At 67.1% G+C, this 20,414-nt stretch carries 17 protein-coding genes and 1 tRNA gene; 6 read left to right on the top strand and 12 right to left on the bottom strand.

Annotated elements, in window-relative coordinates; all coding sequences use genetic code 11:
- Window positions 1-65: 65 nt before the first annotated feature.
- From V6M56_RS18665 to V6M56_RS18645, 5 genes are all read left to right on the top strand, one after another.
- Window positions 66-767, top strand: a complete 702-nt coding sequence (locus V6M56_RS18665; protein WP_332685734.1) for a GntR family transcriptional regulator — start codon at window positions 66-68, stop codon at window positions 765-767.
- Between the two features lie 169 nt (window positions 768-936).
- Window positions 937-1,920 (top strand): Bug family tripartite tricarboxylate transporter substrate binding protein, encoded by a 984-nt coding sequence (locus V6M56_RS18660; RefSeq protein WP_332685732.1) that lies wholly within the window; start codon window positions 937-939, stop codon window positions 1,918-1,920.
- A gap of 137 nt (window positions 1,921-2,057) precedes the next feature.
- Window positions 2,058-2,558 carry a tripartite tricarboxylate transporter TctB family protein gene (locus V6M56_RS18655; RefSeq protein ID WP_332685730.1) on the top strand — a complete coding sequence of 167 codons (501 nt, stop codon included), beginning with the start codon at window positions 2,058-2,060 and terminating at the stop codon, window positions 2,556-2,558.
- Window positions 2,559-2,567: 9 nt separating this feature from the next.
- Complete coding sequence (locus tag V6M56_RS18650; RefSeq protein WP_332685728.1) at window positions 2,568-4,091, top strand: tripartite tricarboxylate transporter permease; 1,524 nt, start codon at window positions 2,568-2,570, stop codon at window positions 4,089-4,091.
- A 94-nt stretch (window positions 4,092-4,185) separates the two neighbouring features.
- Window positions 4,186-7,125, top strand: a complete 2,940-nt coding sequence (locus V6M56_RS18645; protein WP_332685725.1) for an FAD-binding and (Fe-S)-binding domain-containing protein — start codon at window positions 4,186-4,188, stop codon at window positions 7,123-7,125.
- A gap of 213 nt (window positions 7,126-7,338) precedes the next feature.
- On the opposite strand, the gene V6M56_RS18640 is transcribed toward V6M56_RS18645, so the two are convergent.
- The 11 genes from V6M56_RS18640 to ehuR all read right to left on the bottom strand — a co-directional run bounded on the left by V6M56_RS18640 (window position 7,339) and on the right by ehuR (window position 19,729).
- Window positions 7,339-8,730, bottom strand: coding sequence for an aspartate aminotransferase family protein (locus tag V6M56_RS18640; protein ID WP_332685723.1), 1,392 nt, complete (start codon window positions 8,728-8,730; stop codon window positions 7,339-7,341).
- Window positions 8,731-8,766: 36 nt separating this feature from the next.
- Window positions 8,767-10,281, bottom strand: coding sequence for an NAD-dependent succinate-semialdehyde dehydrogenase (locus V6M56_RS18635; RefSeq protein WP_442881183.1), 1,515 nt, complete (start codon window positions 10,279-10,281; stop codon window positions 8,767-8,769).
- A 146-nt stretch (window positions 10,282-10,427) separates the two neighbouring features.
- Window positions 10,428-11,225, bottom strand: a complete 798-nt coding sequence (ehuA, locus tag V6M56_RS18630; protein ID WP_332685719.1) for an ectoine/hydroxyectoine ABC transporter ATP-binding protein EhuA — start codon at window positions 11,223-11,225, stop codon at window positions 10,428-10,430.
- Window positions 11,222-11,914 carry an ectoine/hydroxyectoine ABC transporter permease subunit EhuD gene (gene ehuD, locus V6M56_RS18625; protein WP_332685717.1) on the bottom strand — a complete coding sequence of 231 codons (693 nt, stop codon included), beginning with the start codon at window positions 11,912-11,914 and terminating at the stop codon, window positions 11,222-11,224. The genes ehuA and ehuD overlap by 4 nt, the downstream gene beginning before the upstream one ends.
- Before the next feature lie 10 nt (window positions 11,915-11,924).
- Window positions 11,925-12,590: an ectoine/hydroxyectoine ABC transporter permease subunit EhuC gene (ehuC, locus tag V6M56_RS18620; RefSeq protein WP_332685715.1), complete on the bottom strand. Its 666-nt coding sequence runs from the start codon at window positions 12,588-12,590 to the stop codon at window positions 11,925-11,927.
- Window positions 12,591-12,787: 197 nt separating this feature from the next.
- Entirely contained in the window at window positions 12,788-13,639 is an 852-nt protein-coding gene (gene ehuB / locus V6M56_RS18615) for an ectoine/hydroxyectoine ABC transporter substrate-binding protein EhuB (protein WP_332685713.1), read from the bottom strand.
- 104 nt (window positions 13,640-13,743) lie between these two features.
- Window positions 13,744-14,757 (bottom strand): N(2)-acetyl-L-2,4-diaminobutanoate deacetylase DoeB, encoded by a 1,014-nt coding sequence (doeB, locus tag V6M56_RS18610; protein ID WP_332685712.1) that lies wholly within the window; start codon window positions 14,755-14,757, stop codon window positions 13,744-13,746.
- A 5-nt stretch (window positions 14,758-14,762) separates the two neighbouring features.
- On the bottom strand, window positions 14,763-15,941 hold the full coding sequence (gene doeA, locus V6M56_RS18605; RefSeq protein WP_332685711.1) for an ectoine hydrolase DoeA: 1,179 nt from the start codon (window positions 15,939-15,941) through the stop codon (window positions 14,763-14,765).
- A complete protein-coding gene (eutC, locus tag V6M56_RS18600) occupies window positions 15,938-16,951 on the bottom strand; it encodes an ectoine utilization protein EutC (protein WP_332685710.1) in 1,014 nt (337 codons plus the stop codon). The genes doeA and eutC overlap by 4 nt, the downstream gene beginning before the upstream one ends.
- Window positions 16,948-17,970, bottom strand: coding sequence for a hydroxyectoine utilization dehydratase EutB (gene eutB, locus V6M56_RS18595; protein ID WP_332685709.1), 1,023 nt, complete (start codon window positions 17,968-17,970; stop codon window positions 16,948-16,950). Before eutB ends, eutC begins: the two co-directional genes overlap by 4 nt.
- Before the next feature lie 304 nt (window positions 17,971-18,274).
- Window positions 18,275-19,729, bottom strand: coding sequence for a MocR-like ectoine utilization transcription factor EhuR (ehuR, locus tag V6M56_RS18590; RefSeq protein WP_332685708.1), 1,455 nt, complete (start codon window positions 19,727-19,729; stop codon window positions 18,275-18,277).
- Between ehuR and V6M56_RS18585 the strand changes: the two genes are divergently transcribed.
- Entirely contained in the window at window positions 19,718-20,251 is a 534-nt protein-coding gene (locus tag V6M56_RS18585; protein ID WP_332685707.1) for an Lrp/AsnC family transcriptional regulator, read from the top strand. The two genes, ehuR and V6M56_RS18585, sit on opposite strands and share 12 nt — an antisense overlap.
- 72 nt (window positions 20,252-20,323) lie before the next feature.
- On the opposite strand, the gene V6M56_RS18580 is transcribed toward V6M56_RS18585, so the two are convergent.
- Window positions 20,324-20,400: transfer RNA gene (locus V6M56_RS18580), tRNA-Met, on the bottom strand.
- Between the last annotated feature and the right edge of the window lie 14 nt (window positions 20,401-20,414).

Below are 20,414 nucleotides of genomic sequence, written 5' to 3'. Positions count from 1 at the left end.
CATGGCATTCACAAGCGATTGCTCATAAGCTCGACAGGCACTTTGCAGGGCCCTAGCCATTGAACATGAGCGAAACGATCATCGGCACCATCAAGGATCACCCGCCTCCGCCGGCCGAAGGGGTTCGAGCCTCCGGCTCCCTGCACGATGAATTGCTCGCCGCGCTCCGCGATTTCATCGTCGAGGGCAATCTGGCGGACGGCGCCCGCATACCGGAGCGCGCCCTGTGCGAGCGCTTCAACATCTCCCGCACCCCTCTGCGCGAGGCGCTGAAGGTCCTTGCCGCAGAGGGCCTGATCGAGCTCCTGCCGAACCGCGGGGCGCGGGTGCGCGAACTCAACGCCGATGACCTGCGCGAGCTTTTCGACGTGATGGGCGGCCTCGAATCCCTGGCCGGTCGCCTCGCCTGCGAACGGATAACCGAGGCGGAAATTGCCGAAATCGAGCGCATGCATCACGAAATGTATCATTTCTATCTGCGCCGCGACATGCATGGCTATTTTCGCTGCAACCAGGCGATCCATCAGATGATCGTGGCGGCCGCCGGCAACGCCACGCTCGCTGCGACCTATGCCAGCCTGAGTGGCCGCATCCGACGGGTTCGCTATTCGGCCAACCTCGCCAAGGATCGCGACCGTCTGGGCGAGGCCATGCGCGAACACGAGGCCATGCTCGACGCGCTGCGCCGCCGTGCAGGCAGCGAATTGAGCGACATCATGTTCCAACACCTGCGGAACAAGCTCAAGGCGACGCAGCCGCTGGCATAGCGCCGCCCCTCGCATTCGCCCCTGCCGTTCAGCCTGCCGAACCCCAAGGTCACGGAGAGGCATGGTCGTCATTTCTTTGGGAATCTCTTTTTGGATTGAATGCAAAATTTTTTGGTCATAGGCTGCCTGGCACGCCGCCGTCAGAGCGCGACCAACGGAGAGAACGACCATGAAGCAGCATTGGCTTGCCGCCACCGCCATTTCCGTCGCCGCAACCGTCCCCGCCTTCGCCTGGGAGCCCAACAAACCGATCGAGATCGTGGTGCCGTTTTCCGCAGGCGGCGCCTCCGACCAGATGGCCCGCACGATCCAGGGCATCATCCAGAAGCACCAGTTCACCAAGCAGCCGGTCATCGTGGTCAACAAGCCGGCCGCCGGCGGCGCCGAAGGAATGCTCGACATCCAGAAGGCGGCGGGCGATCCGCATAAGCTGATCACCACCTCGAGCGGCGTCTTCATGACGCCGATGGCGACCAAGCTCGCGCTCAACTGGACCGATTACACCCCGGTGGCGATGCTGGCCCAGGATTCCTTCCTGCTCTGGGTCAACGCCAAATCGCCCTACAAGAGCGCCGGCGACCTGATGGCGGCGGCGAAGGCGGCCACCCCGGCGCTCAAGATCGGCGGCACCTCGTCCAAGCGCGAGGACAATCTGATCGTCCACGCCATGGAGAAGCAGGGTGGCGTGAAGTTCGCCTACATCCCCTACACCTCCGGCGGCCAGGCCTCGACGCAATTGTCCGGCGGACATGTCGAGGCCAATACCAACAACCCGGCCGAGGACCTCGCGAACTGGCGCGGCGGCGCCACCCGGCCGCTCTGCGTCTTCGCCGAGCAGAAGATGGGCTACACGGAGAAGGTCGCGGACGGCCAGTCCTGGGCCGATATCCCGACCTGCGCCTCGCAGGGGCTGAACGTCAGCTACCAGATGCTGCGCGGCATGTTCATGCCGGGAAAGGTCGGCAAGGACGAGCAGGCCTTCTACGTGGACATGTTCAAGAAGGTCTCGGAGGCGCCGGAGTGGAAGGAGTATCTCGCCCGCAACGCGCTGGTGGCCGACTATCGCGCCGGCGAGGCTTTCGTCTCCTTCCTCAAGTCGGATGAGGCGAAGCATGAGCGGCTGATGACCGAGGCCGGCTTCATGGCGAAGTGAACGGATCGCCGTTGCCAGGGTACCTCGTTATCCCGGGCGACCGAAGGGAGACCCGGGATCCATTCCGGAACGCTTCAGGAATGGATCCCGGATCGGCGCCGCTTCGCGGCTTGTCCGGGATGACTTGGAGGTGAAGCGTGTCGAGCCCTGATGAAACCGAAACGACGGTCCGCGGACTCTCGCGCCGGCCCGTGGAAATCGCCACGGCGATCATCCTGATCGCGCTGGCCGGCGTCGTCCTGTACGATTCCTACGGGCGCGGCGCCGGCTGGGACGGCGGCCCGCAGAACGGCTTCTTCCCGGCCCGCGTCGGCTGGATCTTCCTGGCCGCTTCGCTGTTCATCCTGTTTCAGTCCTTCCGCAGCGAGAACACGGTCTTCGTCACCTGGGAGCAGCTCAAGCAGGTCACGCGCGTGCTCGGGCCGCTGGTGCTGTTCGTGGTGCTGATCCAGCCGCTCGGGCTCTACGTCGCCTCCTCGATCTTCATCCTGGTCTTCATGGGCGTGGTCGCCACCTCGCGCTGGTGGAGCATCGCGCTGACCGCGATCCTCGTGCCCGTCATCTGCTTCTGGGTCTTCGAGCTGCAATTCCGCGTGCCGCTGCCCAAGGGGCCGCTCGAAGCCGCGCTCGGCTACTGAGGTGAAACGATGGATGACTTCGCCTCGCTCCTGAACGGCTTCCAGGTCGCGCTCACCTGGCACAATATCGGCTTCATGGCGATCGGCGTGGTGCTCGGCATCATCGTCGGCGTGCTGCCCGGCCTCGGCGGCCCGAACGGCGTCGCTATCCTGCTGCCGCTGACCTTCGGCATGGACCCGACCTCGGCGATCATCCTGCTCTCCTCGATCTACTGGGGCGCGCTGTTCGGCGGCGCGATCACCTCGATCCTGTTCAATATCCCCGGCGAGGCCTGGTCGGTCGCGACCACTTTCGACGGCTACCCGATGGCGGTGCAGGGCAAGGCCGCCGAGGCGCTGACCGCTGCTTTCACCGCCTCCTTCATCGGCGCGCTTTCGGGCGTGGTGCTGATCACCTTCGTCGCGCCGCTGGTCGCCCAGTTTGCGCTGCGTTTCGGCCCGGCCGAGTTCTTCGCGGTCTTCCTGCTGACCTTCTGCTCGTTCATCGGCATGGGCCGGGAGCACCGGGCCAAGATCCTGGCCTCGCTCTGCATCGGCTTCCTGCTCGCGGCGGTCGGCCTCGACTCGATCTCGGGCGACCTGCGCATGACCTTCGGCTCGACCGAGCTGATGCGCGGCTTCGACTTCCTGATCGTGGTCATCGGCCTGTTCGGCGTCAGCGAGATCCTGCTGACGGTCGAGGAGGGCCTGGTGTTCAAGGGCAAGCAGGCCAGGATCGACCTGATGGTCGTGCTGCGGACTTGGGCCGGCCTGCCGCGCTACTGGGTGACGCTGCTGCGCTCCGCGATGGTCGGCATGTGGATGGGCGTGACGCCGGGGGGCGCCATCGCCGCCTCCTTCATGGGTTACGGCCTCGCCAAGCGCTTCTCGAAGCGCGGCGCCAATTTCGGCAAGGGCGAGATCGAGGGCGTGCTGGCGCCCGAGACCGCGGCGCACGCGGCCGGCACCAGTGCGCTGCTGCCGATGCTGGCGCTCGGCATTCCCGGCTCGGCCACCGCCGCGGTGCTGCTCGGCGGCCTGCTGGTCTGGGGGCTGCAGCCGGGGCCGATGCTGTTCGTCGAGCAGAAGGATTTCGTCTGGGGGCTGATCGCCTCGATGTATCTCGGCAATCTCGCCGGCCTGATCATCGTGCTCGCGACCGTGCCGCTCTTCGCGGCGATCATGCGCATCCCCTTCTCCTATGTCGCACCGGTGATCCTGATCGTCTGCGCAATCGGCGCCTACACCATCTCGAACTCGACCTTCGACATCTGGCTGATGCTGATCTTCGGCATCATCGGCTACGTCTTCAAGAAGCTCGACTATCCTCTCGCCCCGCTGATTCTGGCGCTGGTGCTGGGCGACAGGGCCGAGGACGCCTTCCGCCAGGCGCTGCTCGGCTCCGGCGGGTCACTCGGCATCTTCTGGGCGAACGGGCTGGTCACCACGCTCGTGGTGCTGGCCCTGCTGTTGCTATGCTGGGGGCCGGTGTCCGACCTGATCGGGGCGATGCGTGGCAAAGGCCGACAGACAAAGGCGGTGGAGGCGGCCTGATAGCCTGTCGCCTCCAGGAAGACGCGCCGTCATCCCGGCCGGGTCTCCCTCCGGTCGCCCGGGATGACTCGAACTGGAATGGACGAATGACGCGATGAACCACGCTTCCCCCTTTGCCAAGCAGGGTTCGCGCAATCTCGGCTTCGAACGGAAACTGTCGCAGGCACTCGAGGGCGAGGTGCGTTTCGACGCCTTCACCCGCGGGCGATACGCCACGGACGCGTCGATCTACCAGATCGTGCCGCAGGGCGTCGCCTTCCCGAAGAGCGAGGCCGACATCGCCGCGGCACTGACGATTGCGGCCGAGCACGGCGTGCCGGTCATCGCACGCGGCGGCGGCACCTCCCAGAACGGCCAGCCGATCGGCGATGGGCTGGTGCTCGACATAAGCCGGCATTTCGACGCCGTCCGCGACTACGACCCCGCGGCGCGGACGATTGCGGTGGCGCCGGGCATCGTGCTGGAAGCGCTCAATACCCGCCTGCGCAAGGACGGGCTGTTTTTCCCGGTCGAGCCCTCGACCGCGAGCCGCTGCACCATCGGCGGCATGGTCGGCAACAACTCCGCCGGCGCACGCTCGCTGCGCTATGGCAAGATGGTCGACAACCTCATCTCCCTGAAAGCGATGTTCCACGATGGGGAGCCCTTCGCGCTCGGCGAGGGCGCGGTCGGCGACAATGCCTCTCCGCGCGCCCGCGAGCTGATGACGCGGATGCTGGCACTGGCTGAAGGCCATCGCGGCGAGATCGAAGCGATCTTCCCCAAGGTGCAGCGCCGTGTGGGCGGCTACAATCTCGACGAGCTGATCGTGCCGCAGCCGAACCTGTCGCGTTTGCTCGTCGGCTCGGAGGGCACGCTCGCCATCACCACGGAAGCGACGCTCAGGCTCTCGGCCTTGCCGCAGCACCGCGTGATGGGCGTCTGCCATTTCCCGAGCTTCCGCGCGGCGATGGAGACGACACGGCATCTCGTCGCGCTCGGGCCGGTCGCGGTGGAGCTGGTCGACAACAATGTCCTGGCTCTCGGCGCCGACATCCCGCTCTTCGTGCGCACGCTCGCCGACATCACAAAGGGCAAGCCGAACTGCCTGCTGCTGGTCGAGTTCGCCGGCGACGATCTAGCCGCGCTGAAAACTGACCTGAAGCGGCTCGACCAGTGCATGGCGGACCACGGCTTCCCCGATGCGGTGGTCGAGGTGATCGAGCCGGCGCGGCAGAAGCCGGTCTGGGAGGTGCGCGAAGCCTGCCTCAACATCATGATGTCGATGAAGGGCGACGGGAAACCGGTCTCCTTCATCGAGGACTGCGCCGTTCCGCTCGAGCATCTCGCGGATTACACGGACGCGGTCACCGCCCTGTTCGAGCGGCACGGCACGCGCGGCACCTGGTATGCGCATGCCTCCGTCGGCTGCCTGCATGTCCGCCCGATCCTGAACATGAAGACGGAAGCCGGCGTGAAGGCGATGCGGAGCATCGCCGAGGAAGCCTGCGAGCTGGTGCGCCGCTTCAAGGGCTCGTTCTCGGGCGAGCATGGCGACGGCATCTCGCGCTCGGATTTCGTCGAGCCGATGTTCGGCGGCCCGCTGACCCGCGCTTTCGAGGCGGTCAAGGATGGCTTCGACCCGAAAAATCACCTCAACCCCGGGAAGATCGTCCGCTCCTATCACATGGACGATCGCAGCCTGATGCGCTTTCCGCCCGGCTATGCGACGCCGGTTCCGGCGCAGACGGTGCTCGACTGGTCGGACTGGGGCGGGCTCGGTGGCGCCGTCGAGATGTGCAACAACAACGGCACCTGCCGGAAGATGGCCGGAGGCACGATGTGCCCTTCCTGGCGCGCGACGCGGGAGGAACAGCATCTCACGCGCGGGCGCGCCAACACGCTGAGGCTCGCGATCTCGGGCCAGCTCGGCCCCGATGCATTCACCTCTCCCGAGATGAAGCAGACGCTCGATCTCTGCGTCTCCTGCAAGGGCTGCAAGCGCGACTGCCCGACCGGCGTCGACATGGCGCGGATGAAGATCGAGTTCCTGCATCACTACCATGCGCGCCACGGCCTGCCGCTCAAGGAGCGGCTGATCGCCTATCTGCCGCGCTACGCGCCCTTTGCCGCCAGGCTCGCGCCGCTGATGAACCTGCGCGATCGCGTTCCGGCGCTGGCGAAGCTCACGGAGCGCTGGCTCGGCTTCAGCGCGCGACGTTCGCTGCCAGTCTGGCGCAAGCCCTGGCAACAGGGCGGCAAGGCGGCGACGCCCGCCGAGCTCAAGGGCGACGGGCGCGACCTCGTGCTCTTCGGCGACACCTTCAACCGCTATTACGAGCGCGAAAATCTCGAAGCGGCGGAGCGCGTGCTGGCGGCCGGTGGCTACCGCATCCACAAGGTGGAGCCGCAGGATGGCGGCCGGCCGCTCTGCTGCGGCCGCACCTTCCTCTCGGCGGGACTCGTCGACGAGGCAAGGGCTGAAGCGCGGCGCACGCTCGATGCGCTTTCTCCCTTCGTCGCGAAGGGAGCCCGAATCGTCGGCCTCGAACCCTCCTGCCTGATGAGCTTCCGTGACGAGTTCTCGGCCTTGCTGCCGAAGACGGAGGTCGAGCCGCTGGCCAAGGCGGCGGTGCTGATCGAGGAACTGCTCGCAACGGATATCGCGGCCGGTACGACGAAGCTGCCGTTCCGCGACCAAGGCGGGCGCGTCGCGCATCTGCACGGCCATTGCCACCAGAAGGCCTTCGACGCGATGGGCGCGGTCGAGACGACCTTGCGCGCCGTGCCCGGCCTCGAGGTCCGGCCGATCGAGTCGAGCTGCTGCGGCATGTCGGGCGCCTTCGGCTATGGCGCCGAGACCATCGATGTCTCGCTGGCGATGGCCGAGCTGTCGCTATTGCCCGCCATCCGCAAGGCCGCTCCCGACGATCTCGTCGTCGCCGACGGCACGAGTTGCCGCCACCAGATCCATGACGGCGCCGGCCGCGAGGCGGTGCATGTCGTCCGCGTGCTGGCGAACGCCATCGAGTCGCGGGACGGACGCACTACCTAGCAGGCGTCGCGTGCTTGGGCAGCGTGATCGAACAAGACCCCGGGGGCCGGCTTTGGCGCTAAAGCCTGCTGGTTTCTCTCGGAAACAGCCGTCATTCCGGCCGGAGTGCCGGAATCCATCATAGAGCTCGGCGCTTTTCGATGGATTCCGGAGCGGCGCGGCTTCGCCGCTTGTCCGGAATGACGGCGTGGTTCCACCGCAAAACCGCAGGCGCTAAAGCGTCGCTGCCACCGCTTCGATGGCGCGGCGCGTCGCGCCGATGACCTGGTCGGCCTCCTGCTTCGTCAGGCATAGCGGCGGCGCGAAGCCGAGGATGTCGCCCTGCGGCATGGCGCGGGCGATGACGCCCTGTTCCAGCAAAGCGGCGGCGATGCGCGGGCCGACCTTCGCCGAGGCGTCGAAGAAGACGCGATCATCCTTGTCGCGGACGAATTCGACGGCCGCCAGCAGCCCCTCGCCGCGGACCTCGCCGACATGGCGATGGCCGCCGACCGCCTCCTTCAGCGCCGCGTTGAAATAGGCACCGACCTCGCCGGCATTGCGCACGAGATCGAGCTCGTCGACGAGCTCGAGATTGGCGACGCCGGCTGCGGCGCAAAGCGGATGCGAGGAATAGGTCCAGCCATGGCCGATCGGGCCGTATTCGTCCGATCCCTGCTCCAGCACGCGCCAGAGCGTCTCGGCGACGATGACGCCCGAGAGCGGCGCATAGGCCGAGGTCAGCCCCTTGGCGATGGTGATGAGGTCGGGCTCGATGCCGTAATGGTCAGAGCCGAACATGCTGCCGAGGCGGCCGAACCCGGTGACCACCTCGTCGGCGATCAGCAGGATGTCGTGCTTCTTCAGCACCGCCTGGATCTTCGCCCAGTAGCCGGCAGGTGGCGGCACGATGCCGCCCGTGCCGAGCACCGGTTCGCCGATGAAGGCGGCGATCGTCTCCGGCCCCTCGGCCTGGATCAGCTCTTCGAGCTTGTCGGCGCAATGCTGCGAGAACGCTTCCTCGCTCATGCTGCGATCGGCGCGGCGGTAGTAATACGGGGCCTCGGTGTGCAGGACCGGCGCTTTCGGCAGATCGAAGAGATTATGGAAGGCGGCGAGGCCGGTGAGGCTGCCGGTCATCACGCCCGAGCCGTGATAGCCGCGCCAGCGCGAGATGATCTTCTTCTTCTCCGGCCGCTTCAGCACGTTGTTGTAGTACCAGACCAGCTTGAGATTGGTCTCGTTGGCGTCCGAGCCCGACAGCCCGAAGAAGACCCGGCTCATGCCCTTGGGCGCACGGTCCACGACCATTTTGGCGAGCTTGATCGACGGCTCCGAGCCATGGCCGACATAGGCATGGTAATAGGACAGCTTCGCCGCCTGATCGGCGATCGCGTCGGTGATCGATTTGCGGCCATAGCCGACATTCACGCAATAGAGGCCGGCGAAGGCGTCGAGGCTCCTCTTGCCGTCGCGATCGACGATGTAGACCCCCTCGCCGCCGGCGATGATGCGGTTCGGGGTCTCGCCGCGGGCGTGCTGGCCCATATGCGTCGAGGGATGGAAGAAATGGTCGCGATCCCAGGCGTCCAGTTCGTTATCGGTGCGGGCGGGTTGCTCGAGCATCGCAATGATCCTTCGCGGAAACGGGAAAAAGGCGCCTCAGTTCAGATCGAGGCAGACATATTTGAGGTCGGTGAAGGCTTCGAGGCCGTGGCGCGAGCCTTCGCGGCCAAGCCCGGACTGCTTCATCCCGCCGAAGGGGATCGGCGCACCGGTGATCTTGACGCGGTTGACCGCGACCATGCCGTAGTCGAGCGCCTTGGCCATCCGCGCGGCGCGAGCGCCGTCACGCGTCACGACATAGGCAACGAGGCCGTATTCGGTGTCGTTGGCGCGGGCGACGACCTCCTCGTCGCTGTCGAAGGGCGCGATCGCCGCAACCGGCGCAAACGTCTCCTCGCGCATGATCGCCGCCTCGTCCGGCACATCGGCGAGAACGGTCGGCGTCAGGAAGAGCGGGCCGGGCATGGCACGCTCCGGCGTCAGCCGTCTCGCGCCGCGCCCCAGCGCGTCGGCGATCTGGGCTTTCGCCTTGCGCTTGGCGGCCTCGTGCATCAGCGGGCCGATATCGATACCTGCGTCGAGGCCGGGGCCGACGCGCAACGCCGCGGCCTTTTCGGCGAAGGCGGCGCAGAAGCGTTCATAGAGACCGCGCTGCACATAGATCCGGTTGGCGGCGAGGCAATCCTGTCCCGACGTCGCGAACTTGGCATCGATCGCGATCGCGACGGCGCGGTCGAGATCGGCATCGTCGAAGACGATCAGCGGCGCATGGCCGCCGAGTTCCATGACCACGCGCTTGACGGTCGCTGCCGCGTTGCGCGCGACGATGCGGCCGATCTCGGTCGAGCCGGTGAAACTCACGGCGCGCACGCGGGCGTCGGCGCAGTAGGTCTCGGCGATCGGCGCGGCCTCACCGGTGACGATGTTGAACACGCCCGCCGGCAATCCGGCCCGGTCGGCGAGTTCGGCCAGCGCCAGCGCCGAAAGCGGCGTCTGCGATGAGGGATGGGCGACGACCGTGCAGCCGGCGGCCAGCGCCGCCGCGGCCTTGCGCGTCAGCATGGCCGAGGGAAAATTCCAGGGCGTGAGCAGCGCTGCGACACCGACCGGCTCGCGGGAGAGCCACATCTGCGCGCCCGGCAGGTGGCTGGTCACGCTCTCGGCGTTCACGCGCAGTGCCTCCTCCGCGTAATAGGCGATGAAGTCGGCGGCATAGGCGATCTCGCCGCGTGATTCCGCCAGCGGCTTGCCCTGCTCCAGCGTCATCAGCAAAGCGAGGTCCTCGGCCGCCGCCAGCATCCCCGCATGCCAGCGCCGCAGCAGCGCAGCGCGCTCCTGCGGCAGCAGCGCTTTCCAGCCCGGGAAGGCAGCATGCGCCGCGTCGATCGCCTGCGTCGCCTCAGTCGCCCCGAGCGCGGCGACCTGCGCGACGAGCGCGCCGGTCCCGGGGTCAGTCACCGGGAAGGCCTCGCCGTTCGCTGCGGCGGTCCAGCGCCCGTCGATATAGGCGAGCTGCCTCAGCAATCGGCGATCGGCAAGGCGCGACAGGCCCGGATGTTCGGCAGGTTTGGCGTTCTCCCGCCCGCGGGGCCGATCGGCAGCGGCTGACATCGCGTTCATATGGTCCTCCCTCGCTCAGCGGAGCCTAGGCGAGACGGCGGCGAGACGGTTTCCGAAGAACCGGGCCCGGGCCGAAGGGATCTCGGAAATGCAGGGCGGCGCCGACAGAGTATCGGCGCCGCCCGAAGGCCGATCCCTCAGCCCAGGATCGAGGCCAGGAACTCCCGCGTCCGCGGCTGCTCGGGTGCGCTGAAGATGCGTTCGGGTTCGCCCTGCTCGCAGATGCGGCCCTTGTCGAAGAAGCAGACCCGGTCCGAGACCTCGCGGGCGAAGCGCATTTCATGGGTCACCAGCAGCATCGTCAGATCGTGCTCCTGAGCCAGCCCGCGGATGACCGAGAGCACCTCGCCGACGAGCTGCGGGTCGAGCGCCGAGGTCGGCTCGTCGAAAAGCAGCACGCGCGGGCGCATGGCGAGTGCGCGGGCGATGGCGACGCGCTGCTGCTGGCCGCCGGAAAGCTGCGCGGGGTAGTGGTCCTTCTTGTCGGCGAGGCCGACCATGGCGAGCAGGTCGACGGCCCGGCATTCGGCCTCGCCGCGCGGCAGGCCGAGCACCCGCACCGGCGCCTCGACGACATTGCGCAGGACGCTCATATGCGGGAACAGGTTGAAGCTCTGGAAGACCATGCCGACATGGCTGCGGATCTGACGCAGATGCCGCTCGGACGCCCTGAACGGGCCGTGGGCGCCCTCCTCGTGATAGGGCATGCCGGCGAGCGTCAGCCGCCCCTCCTGGAAGGGCTCCAGCGTCATCAGGATGCGCAGCACCGTCGACTTGCCGGAGCCGGAGGGGCCGATCAGCGTGACCTTCTCGCCCTGCGCCACGCTGAAATTGAAGTCGTCGAGAACGGTCAGCGCGCCGAAGCGCTTGATGACGTTCGAGAACTCGATGATGGGTGCTTTTGCGCCGACGGCAGGCTGGGCGGTCTCGGTCATCGCAGCGGGATCCCTGCTTTCGGCAGCGCCTTCTGCAGCCGGTGCAGGCCGGCGGAACAGGTCAGCGTGAGGAGGAGGAAGATCAGGCCGACGAGCGTCAGCGGGACGAGATATTCGAAGGTGCGCTCGCCGATCATGTTGGCGAGGCCCATCATCTCCAGCACGGTGACGACGGAGAGCACCGGGGTCTCCTTGATCATCGCGACGAGATAATTGCCCATGGCCGGCAGGATGCGCGGCACGATCTGGGGCACGACGACGTCGCGATAGGTCTGGAGCCGGGTCAGGTTCAGCGCGGTGGCCGCTTCCCATTGCCCGCGCGGCACAGCCTCGATGCCGCCGCGATAGACCTCCGAGGTATAGGCCGAATATTGCAGCCCGAGCGCGAGCGCCCCGGTGAGGAAGGCCGGCAGGGTGATGCCGTAGTCCGGCAGCACATAATAGAGGAAGAAGAGCTGCACCAGGAGCGGCGTGTCGCGCAGGAACTCGACGACGAAGGCCGTGGCCCAGGATACCGCCGCGAACCGGCTGCGGCGAAGCAGCGCGAAGACGAGGCCGAGCGCCAGCGCGATCGCGAAGCCGGCTGCGGCCGCCTGCAGCGTCACCGTGAGACCGATCAGGATGATCGGCAGGATCGAGGACGCGTAGGTCAGCGGCGTCGTCGTATCCCATTCGAAACCGTACATCATGCCGGGCGCCTCACGAATGCGCCGCGCGCGGGAAAGCTGCCCCGCGCCGAACCAGCCGCTCGATCAGCCGCATGATCAGCATCAGCACCAGCGACATCGCGAAATAGCCGACGAGCGTCAGGCTGTAGACGCCGGCACTGTCGAGGGTGAGGTTGCGGATCGATTGCGCGCGGAAGGTCAGGTCGGCGATCGAGATCAGCGACACCAGCGAGGAAAGCTTCAGGGTCTCGATGGCGAGGTTGCCGAAGGCCGGCATCATCTCGACCAGCGCCTGCGGCAGGGTGATACGGACGAGCGCCTGGACGCGGCCGAAATTCAGCGCGCGCGCCGCTTCGTGCTGCTGTACGGAGACCGATTGCAGGGCGCCGCGCACGATCTCGGAACCGTAGGCGCCGACATGCAGGGAGAGCACGAGAATGCCAGTGGCGACGGGCTCGAAGCTCACCCCGACCAGCGGCAAGGCATAGTAGAACCAGAACAGCTGGACGAACAGCGAGGTGCCGCGAAAGAGCTCCGTATAGCAGAGCGCGATCGTCGACAGCACGCGTCCGCCCTCGACGCGAGCGATGCCGGCGGCGAAAGCGGCGACCGCGCCGATCGCGATCGCCGGCAGCGTGATCGCGGCGGTGACGAGCGCACCGCGCGCGAGCGCAGGTAGATAGGACAGCCACTCCATCCAGCAGACTCCCGCGAAAGCGTGGAAACGGGTGCGAAGCTCCGCCCGCCGGCCTGGCGGGCGGAAGGGTGTCGTTCGGCGTGTCCTCCGTTCAGCCGGAACCGGCTGGACGACAAGGATTCACGCCGACTCGCCGGTTCAGGGCATGGTCTGGTGGCAGATGCGGCGCGCGCCGCTACAGACCATGCTCTGGAGACTTACTTGCCGGCGCAAAGATCCGCGACCTTGCGCTCGGCGGCCGCCTTGATGCTCGCTTCGGACAGCCCGTAGCTGCCCAGGATCTTCTTGTACTCGTCGGTCTTGCGGAACTCGACGAGAGCGGCGTTGAAGGCGTCGCGCAGTTCCTTGTCCTCCGGCCGGAAGGCGAAGCCGCCGAAATTGCGGACCGGCTTGCCGTTGACCACCGGATCGGTGAAGGGCGCGGCCTGCTCGACATTGGCCTGGCCCTTGGCGAGCGAGGCGACGGTGAGCTCGGTCGCGGCATAGGCGTCGGCGCGGCTCTGCACGGTCGCGAGCGCGTCGGCATTGGCGGTGATGAAGATCACCTGGCTGTCCTTGACGCCGACGGCGCGCAGGAAGTCGATGTTGTTGGCGCCGGAGACGACCGCGACCTTGAGCGACGGATCCTTGGCGATATCGGCATAGGTCGTGAGCTTCTTCGGGTTGCCCTTCTTCACCAGCAATCCCTCGCCATAGGAGGAGTTCGGCTCGCTGAAGGAGACCTGCTTGCAGCGCTCCGGCGAGATGTTCTGCTCGGCGGCGACGAAGTCGAAGCGCTTGGCCTTGAGGCCGGGGATCAGCGTGCCGAACGGCGTGACGGACCAGGTGGCCTCGGCGACGCCGAGCTTCTTCAGCACGGCGTTAGCGACGTCGGGCCCGATGCCGGCCGAGGTGCCGTCATCCTTCATGTAGGAATAGGGCACCTCATTGGCGGTCGCGACGCGGATATAGCCCTGGTCCTTGACGTCCTTGAGGGTGGTCGCGCCCGCGGCGGCGAGGCCGGTGGCGAGAGCAATGGCGGAGATTCCCGCAATCTTTAGAAACGGCATCTGCATTCTCCTCTGGTTGATGTTTTTCCGCATGCCGATTGCCTCGGCTCTCTGGCGTCTTCGCGCCGGCGGATGGGTTTGGACCGGTCGCCCGGCCGAACGGGTCAGGGCGCCTCCTTCAGCACGGCGAGGACCGAGAGGCAGTCGCCCGCCTTGATCAGCCCGGGGACGTGGCGCGCGGCGAGGATGCCGTCCATGGTGGCCCGGTACTCGGCCGGGGCGAGCCCGGTTCTGCCGACGGGGTAAAGCCGAGCGATCACCTCGCCGGCCTGCACGGGCTCACCAAGATCGCGCTCGAAGACGATGAGCCCGTCATCCCCGGCGAAGCTGAAACAGTCGCTGGAGGGCATGTCGAGCCAGCGCGTCGGCATGGTCTCGGGCGCTCCGGCGAGGATGCCGGCATGCTTCAGCAGGTTGGCGGCGCCGCGGCGGGCGATGCCGATGCTGCGCGCGCTCGCCGTTCCCGCCCCGCCGAGCTCGGTCGTGACGAAGACCTTGCCCATCTCCTCGACGGTGGTGTCGAGCATGCCGATGGCGTCGATCTCGAGCATCTTCATCGAGTACGGCGCGGAAAAGGCCGCGACCGCCGCAAAGCAACGCGCCTCCTGCGCCTTGTCCGGCAATTCATGCGCCGCGGCATAGGGCAGGAAGTCGAGCGTCCTTCCGCCCGAATGGAAGTCGAGCACGATATCGGCGAGCGGCACGAGATGGCGCGTGACATAGTCGGCGATCTTCTCGGTCACGCTGCCATCCGGCCGGCCCGGAAAGCTGCGGTTGAGATTGCCCCTGTCGATCGGCGAGGTCCGCGTCCCGGCCCGGAAGGCCGGATAGTTCAGCGCCGGCACGATGATGACCCGGCCCGAAACGGTCGCCGGATCGAGCGTGCGCGCCAGCTCGAACAGCGCCGCCGGCCCTTCGTATTCGTCGCCATGGTTCGCGCCGGTCAGAAGCGCCGTCGGCCCCTCGCCATTCGCGACGACGCAGATCGGGATCATCACCGAGCCCCAGGCGCTGTCGTCCCGGCTATAGGGCAGGCGCAGATGGCCATGCTGGACGCCGCGCGCCGACAGATCGACCGTGGGGGTCACGGGCGACGGGCGCGGAGACGCGGTCAACATCGGCCTCAACCCTTGACGAAGAGCTGGCGCGGCACGTTCGACAGGCATTCGACGCCCGTCTCAGTGATCGCGATGCTTTCGGTGATCTCGAGGCCCATGTCCTCGAGCCAGAGGCCGGTCATGAAGTGGAAGGTCATGCCGGGCTTGAGCTCGGTCCGGTCGCCGGGCCTGAGGCTCATGGTGCGCTCGCCCCAATCCGGCGGATAGGACAGGCCGATCGGGTAGCCGGTGCGGTTGTCCTTGATGATTCCGTATTTCTTCAGCACCGCGAAGAATGCGTTGGCGATGTCCTCGCAGGTATTGCCGGGTTTTGCCGCGGCGAGCCCGGCTTCCATGCCTTCGAGCGTTGCCTTCTCGGCGTCGAGGAAGGCCTGCGTCGGCTTGCCGAGGAAGACGGTGCGCGACAGCGGGCAGTGGTAGCGCTTATAGGCGCCGGCGATCTCGAAGAAGGTGCCTTCGCCGAGGCGCATCGGCTTGTCGTCCCAGGTCAGATGCGGCGCGGAGGCGTCCGCTCCCGAAGGCAGCAGCGGCACGATCGCCGGATAGTCGCCGCCGAATTCGGCCGTGCCGCGGATGCCGGCATCGTAGATCTCGGCGACGAGGTCGCATTTGCGCATGCCGGGCTCGACGACCTCGACGATGCGCTGGTGCATCAGCTCGACGATGCGGCCGGCCTTGCGCATGTAGTCGAGTTCGGTCGGACTTTTGACCGCGCGCTGCCAGTTCACCAGCCCGCCGGCATCCTTGAAGCGGGCATTCGGCAGGTGCTTCTGCAAGGAGGCGAAAGCAGCCGCGGAGAAGTAGTAATTGTCCATCTCGACCGCGATCGAGAGCTTCTCCCAGCCGCGCTCTGCGATGATCTGCGCGAGCAGGTCCATCGGATGGCGCTCCGTCGACTGAACGTAATGGTCCGGATAGCCGACGATGTTGTCATGGGCGAGCCAGGCGGTGCGCTTGGCGCCGTTCGCATCCTGCTTGCGGCCGTACCAGATCGGCTCGCCCGTCGGCGGCACGATCACGCATTGATGCACGTAGAACGACCAGCCGTCATAGCCCGTGAGCCAATGCATATTGGACGGGTCGGTCACGACCATCAGCTCGATGCCGGCCCGCTCCATCGCGGCGCGCGTCTTGACGAGGCGCTCGGTATATTCCTCGCGCGTGAAATTCAGGGTCGCTGTCACGCGGCGTCTCCCATTTCGGCCTTGGTGTCGATGGTCTGTCCGGCGCCGGCACCGCGGGCGCGGAAGGCGGCGAGATTGGCGATTGCCGTGTCCTGCACGCCGGTGCCGGTCAGGTCCGCCAGCGTGATCTCGTCGGCTTTTCTCCGGCCGGCGCGCTTGCCGGCGATCACCTCGCCGAGCTCGGCGAAAGCCTGGTCGGCCGTGGCGACGCCGGTGCGGATCGCGTGAGCGAGCTCGCCGAGGCGCCGCGTCTGGGCGAGGCGGTCGGCGACATAGCTCGCGCGGGCGAAGATGGCGGGGTCGATCTCGTTCTTGTGCTCGCTGTCGGAGCCCATCGCCGTGATGTGCTGGCCGGGCTCGAGCCATTCCGCCATCAGGATGGGCCGCTCGGCCGGCGTCGTGGTGACGATGACGTCGGCACCTCTTGCTGCCGCCCGCGGATCGGCGACGGCGGCGACGGAAAAGCCGAGCTGCCGGGAAAGATCGCTCGCGGCCTCGCCGGCCTTTTGCGCGTCGCGCGCCCAGATCCGCGCCTCGCGGATCGGCCGCACCAGCGCCAGCGCCTCGAGCTGAAGTCGCGCCTGCATGCCGGCACCGAAAATCGCCGCAACCGCCGCCTCGGGGCGCGCAAGATGACGCGCTGCGACCGCTCCGGCTGCGGCCGTCCTCACATCGGTGAGATAGCCATTGTCCAGGAGCAGCGCCTCGACCAGCCCGGTCCTCGCGCTGAACAGGATCATCAGCCCGTTCAGGCTCGGCAGGCCGAGCTTCGGATTGTCGAAGAAGCCGGGGCTGACCTTGATCGCGAATCCGTCGAGGCCCGGTACATAGGCCGTCTTCACGTCGACCTCGCCACGATATTCGGGGATGTCGAGCCGCAGGATCGGCGGCATGGCCACGGCTTTGGTGGCGAGCGCCGCGAAGGCTTCCTCGACACAGGCGATCACGCTCAGATCGAGCCTGACGACGCGGCGCAGTTCCGCCTCGGTGAGGACTAGCATGCGGCTCATGCGGCGGCTCCGGACAGGATGCGGCGGTGCAGGACCTCGTCGATATTGCCGCCCGAGACGATGATCGCCGTCGGCCCTTGCGGGCTGACCTTGCCGGCGAGCAGGGCCGCGATGCCGACCGCGCCGGCGCCCTCGACGATCTCGCCCTCTTCCCGCGCAGCGTGGCGGATGCCGGCCGCAATCTCCGCCTCGCTCAGCAGCACGACCTCGTCGAGCAGGTCGCGGCACAGCGCGAAGGTAACCTGGTTGGAAAGCCCGATGCCGCCGCCGAGCGAATCCGCCAGCGTTTCCTCTTCCGCAACCGCCACGGGACGCCCGGCCGCGATCGCCGCGGCCATGGCGGCACCGCGCTCCATCGAGATACCGACGATCCTGGCCGAGGGTCGCAGCGCCCCGACCGCCGCCGCGATGCCGGCCGCAAGTCCTCCGCCCGAGAGCGGGATCAGCACGCAGGCGAGTTCGGGCAGATCCTCGACCAGTTCGAGACCGATCGTCCCCTGCCCGGCCACCACGGCCGCATCGTCGAAGGGCGGAATCGGGGTGAGCCCGTGCTCCACGACCAGCCGGTCGACCTCGGCCTGCGCGTCGTCCTGCGAGCGCCCGACGATGCGGATCTCGGCGCCCAGCGAGCGGATCGCCTCGACCTTGTTCGCCGGCACCAGCGCCGACATGCAGATCGTGGCGCGAAGGCCGAGCTGCCGGGCTGCGTAGGCGACCGCACGGCCATGATTGCCGGTGGAGGCGGTGACGAGCCCGCGCCGGCGCTGGTCTTCGCCGAGTGCCAGCACCGCGTTCATCGCGCCGCGAATCTTGAAGGCGCCGATCGACTGGCGGGTTTCCAGTTTGAGGTGGACAGGCTGGCCGCAGAGGCGGCTCAGGGACGGCGAGGCGACAAGCGGCGTGCGCGCCACCCGGCCGGCGATGCGCACCGCGGCGGCCGCGATGTCGGGCAACGCGACCGGCACCGGTGGCGCGGCCGGCAGATCTGCTTCGACACTGGCGAGATGCGGTTTGTTCACCGTCGTCCCCTCTCGCTTGTCATGCTGCGAGGGGTAGAAATTCATGTCAATTATTATATTGTCATGATCCAATCGTGACACAGACCTGCGACAGAGCGCGACGGCGCGGGAAGGCCGCGCCCGTCGAACGCCGCTCGCCTCTCAGGACCTTTTGAGAATTGAGCCCTCATCCCGAGGAGGCCCGCAGGGCCGTCTCGAAGGATGCTTCAGAAAGCTCCGGAGAGCGCTGGAGCGTCCTTCGAGACGCCATTTCCAACGAAATGCCTCCTCAGGATGAGGGCTGAAGGAATTCTCAAACGGTCTTTCAGCCGATCGCACCGATGTCGAAAACCGGCGGAAGCTGCTCGAAGGTCTGTCGCACGGTCGTCAGCGTCCGGGCCAGCATCTCATGGCTCATCCGCCCGCCGACGCAGATGCGGATGCCGCCGCCATGGCCGGCGCCGGCGACGAAGGGATCGGAAGGCGTCACGGCCACGCGCCGGTCGGCGAGCGAGCGCACGAGGCTATCCTCGGTCCAGTGCGCCGGCACTTTGAGCCAGGCACAAAGCGAGAGCGGATGGCTCGACGCGACATGAGCCCCCAGCGTGTCGGCGACAATGCGCTGGCGCGCCTTCGCCTCCTCGCGCTGGATGGCGAGCAGCCGGTGCGCCGTGCCGTCCTCGACCCAGCGCGTCGCTATCTCGGCCGGCAGATAGGTGCCGCTCCAGCTCGTCACCCGCAGGATGGAGGTGGCGCGGATCGAATATTGCGGCGGCACGACCAGGTAGCCGACACGCAGGCCGGTCAGCACTGTCTTGGTGAAGCTCGTGACAAAGAAGCCGAGATCGGGCAGCATCGCGGTGATCGACGGCAGCGCCTCCTCGATGAGCGGCTTGTAGACCTCGTCCTCGACGACGAAGACGCCATGGCGCCGGGCGATCTCGGCGATGGCGTGGCGGCGCTCGGGGCCGGCGACATGGCTCGTCGGATTGTTCAGCGTCGGGATGAGGACGAGCACGCGCACACCGCCGGCGCGGCAGGCCGCCTCGAATGCATCGGGCCGAATTCCCTCCTCGTCGGTCGGCAGCCCTTTGAGGCTGAAGCCGAGGATGTTGGCGAGCCCGATGACGCCGTGATCGGTCAAGTTCTCGGTCAGCACGAGGTCGCCGGCGCGCACGACGCAGGCCAGGGCCAGGAAGAGCGCATGCGCGGCGCCATTGGTGATCAGAACGCGTTCGGCGGAAGTCTCGACGCCGAGCGGTCCGAGCCAAAGGCGCGCCGCTTCGCGATGGTGGTCGAGACCGGCGATCGGCCGGCAAGGTCGCATGAAGACACCATTGTCGTCCCTGGCCAACGCGGCTAGCACCTCCCGCGAGGCCGCTTCATGCGCGTCGAGATAGACCCCGCGCACGATCGAGAGATCCACGACCGCCGTCGGGCTGCGATCGAGCATCAGGCGCCCCGCCTGCTCGGTGACGCGGATCTTGACGAAGGTCCCGCGTCCGACCTCACCGCTGAGATAGCCCAGGCGCTCGGCCTCCTTGTAGCTGAGGCTGACGGTCTGGACCGACATGCCAAGCTCGCGGGCGAGATCGCGATGGGTCGGCATCCGGTCCGCCGGCTTCAGGATGCCGGCGTCGATATCGGCGATGATGCGCTCGGTCAGCGCCGCATGCTTGGTCGCCCCCTTCTGCTTCGCCAGGACGGGGCGCCACGCGACAGCCCTCTCCAGAGCCGGAGAAGTCCGGTTGCCGGGAGGGCGATCGGCTTGACGGAACATATCATTGTCTCGTTCTTAGGCGGCATCGTTCATGACATTATGCACGCACGGTCAGCGAAGATGAAGCTCGATCCCATCGACCTGAAGATCGTCTCGGCGCTGCAGCGTGACGGGCGGATGACCAAGCTCAAGCTCGCGGCGGCAGTGGCGCTGTCTCCGGCTGCCTGTTGGGAGCGCCTGCGGCGTCTCGAGAGCGGCGGCGTGATCAAGGGCTACACCGCCATCGTCGATCTGGAGCCGGATGCGCCGCGCACCGCGGTGATTGTCGAGATCAGCTTGAAGAGCCATCAGCAGGCGGATTTTCGCCGGTTCGAGGAGGCCGTCGCCAGGGAGCCGGCCATCGTCGCCTGCGATGCCACCGGCGGCGGCATCGACTACATCATGCGGGTGGTCGTGCCCGATATCGACAGCTATCAGCGCCTGATCGACCGGCTGCTCGAACCGGCGATCGGGATCGAGCGCTACTACTCCTATGTGGTGACCAAGAGCATCCCGATCGCCGGGGCGTATTCTCGGGCGTAGCGATACCGGACTCGGCTTCAGCCGCGTGCGCGCACGAAAGAACCCGCCAGGGTTTTCCTGGCGGGTTTGATTTGGTTGCGGGGGCAGGATTTGAACCTACGACCTTCAGGTTATGAGCCTGACGAGCTACCGGGCTGCTCCACCCCGCGTCGAATGGTTGCGC

Source organism: Allobosea sp. (assembly GCF_036675845.1).
Classification (GTDB): domain Bacteria; phylum Pseudomonadota; class Alphaproteobacteria; order Rhizobiales; family Beijerinckiaceae; genus Allobosea.
This window is presented reverse-complemented; position numbering and strand designations above follow the sequence as displayed.

Coding starts and splice junctions, on each gene's coding strand:
- ehuD (WP_332685717.1), bottom strand. CDS start 11,914: ATGATGTACGGTTTCGAATGGGATACGACGACGCCGCTGACCTACGCG.
- ehuB (WP_332685713.1), bottom strand. CDS start 13,639: ATGCCGTTTCTAAAGATTGCGGGAATCTCCGCCATTGCTCTCGCCACC.
- eutC (WP_332685710.1), bottom strand. CDS start 16,951: ATGAGCCGCATGCTAGTCCTCACCGAGGCGGAACTGCGCCGCGTCGTC.
- doeB (WP_332685712.1), bottom strand. CDS start 14,757: ATGTTGACCGCGTCTCCGCGCCCGTCGCCCGTGACCCCCACGGTCGAT.
- V6M56_RS18660 (WP_332685732.1), top strand. CDS start 937: ATGAAGCAGCATTGGCTTGCCGCCACCGCCATTTCCGTCGCCGCAACC.
- ehuC (WP_332685715.1), bottom strand. CDS start 12,590: ATGGAGTGGCTGTCCTATCTACCTGCGCTCGCGCGCGGTGCGCTCGTC.
- V6M56_RS18640 (WP_332685723.1), bottom strand. CDS start 8,730: ATGCTCGAGCAACCCGCCCGCACCGATAACGAACTGGACGCCTGGGAT.
- V6M56_RS18650 (WP_332685728.1), top strand. CDS start 2,568: ATGGATGACTTCGCCTCGCTCCTGAACGGCTTCCAGGTCGCGCTCACC.
- ehuA (WP_332685719.1), bottom strand. CDS start 11,225: ATGACCGAGACCGCCCAGCCTGCCGTCGGCGCAAAAGCACCCATCATC.
- V6M56_RS18635 (WP_442881183.1), bottom strand. CDS start 10,281: ATGTCAGCCGCTGCCGATCGGCCCCGCGGGCGGGAGAACGCCAAACCT.
- V6M56_RS18665 (WP_332685734.1), top strand. CDS start 66: ATGAGCGAAACGATCATCGGCACCATCAAGGATCACCCGCCTCCGCCG.
- ehuR (WP_332685708.1), bottom strand. CDS start 19,729: ATGTTCCGTCAAGCCGATCGCCCTCCCGGCAACCGGACTTCTCCGGCT.
- V6M56_RS18645 (WP_332685725.1), top strand. CDS start 4,186: ATGAACCACGCTTCCCCCTTTGCCAAGCAGGGTTCGCGCAATCTCGGC.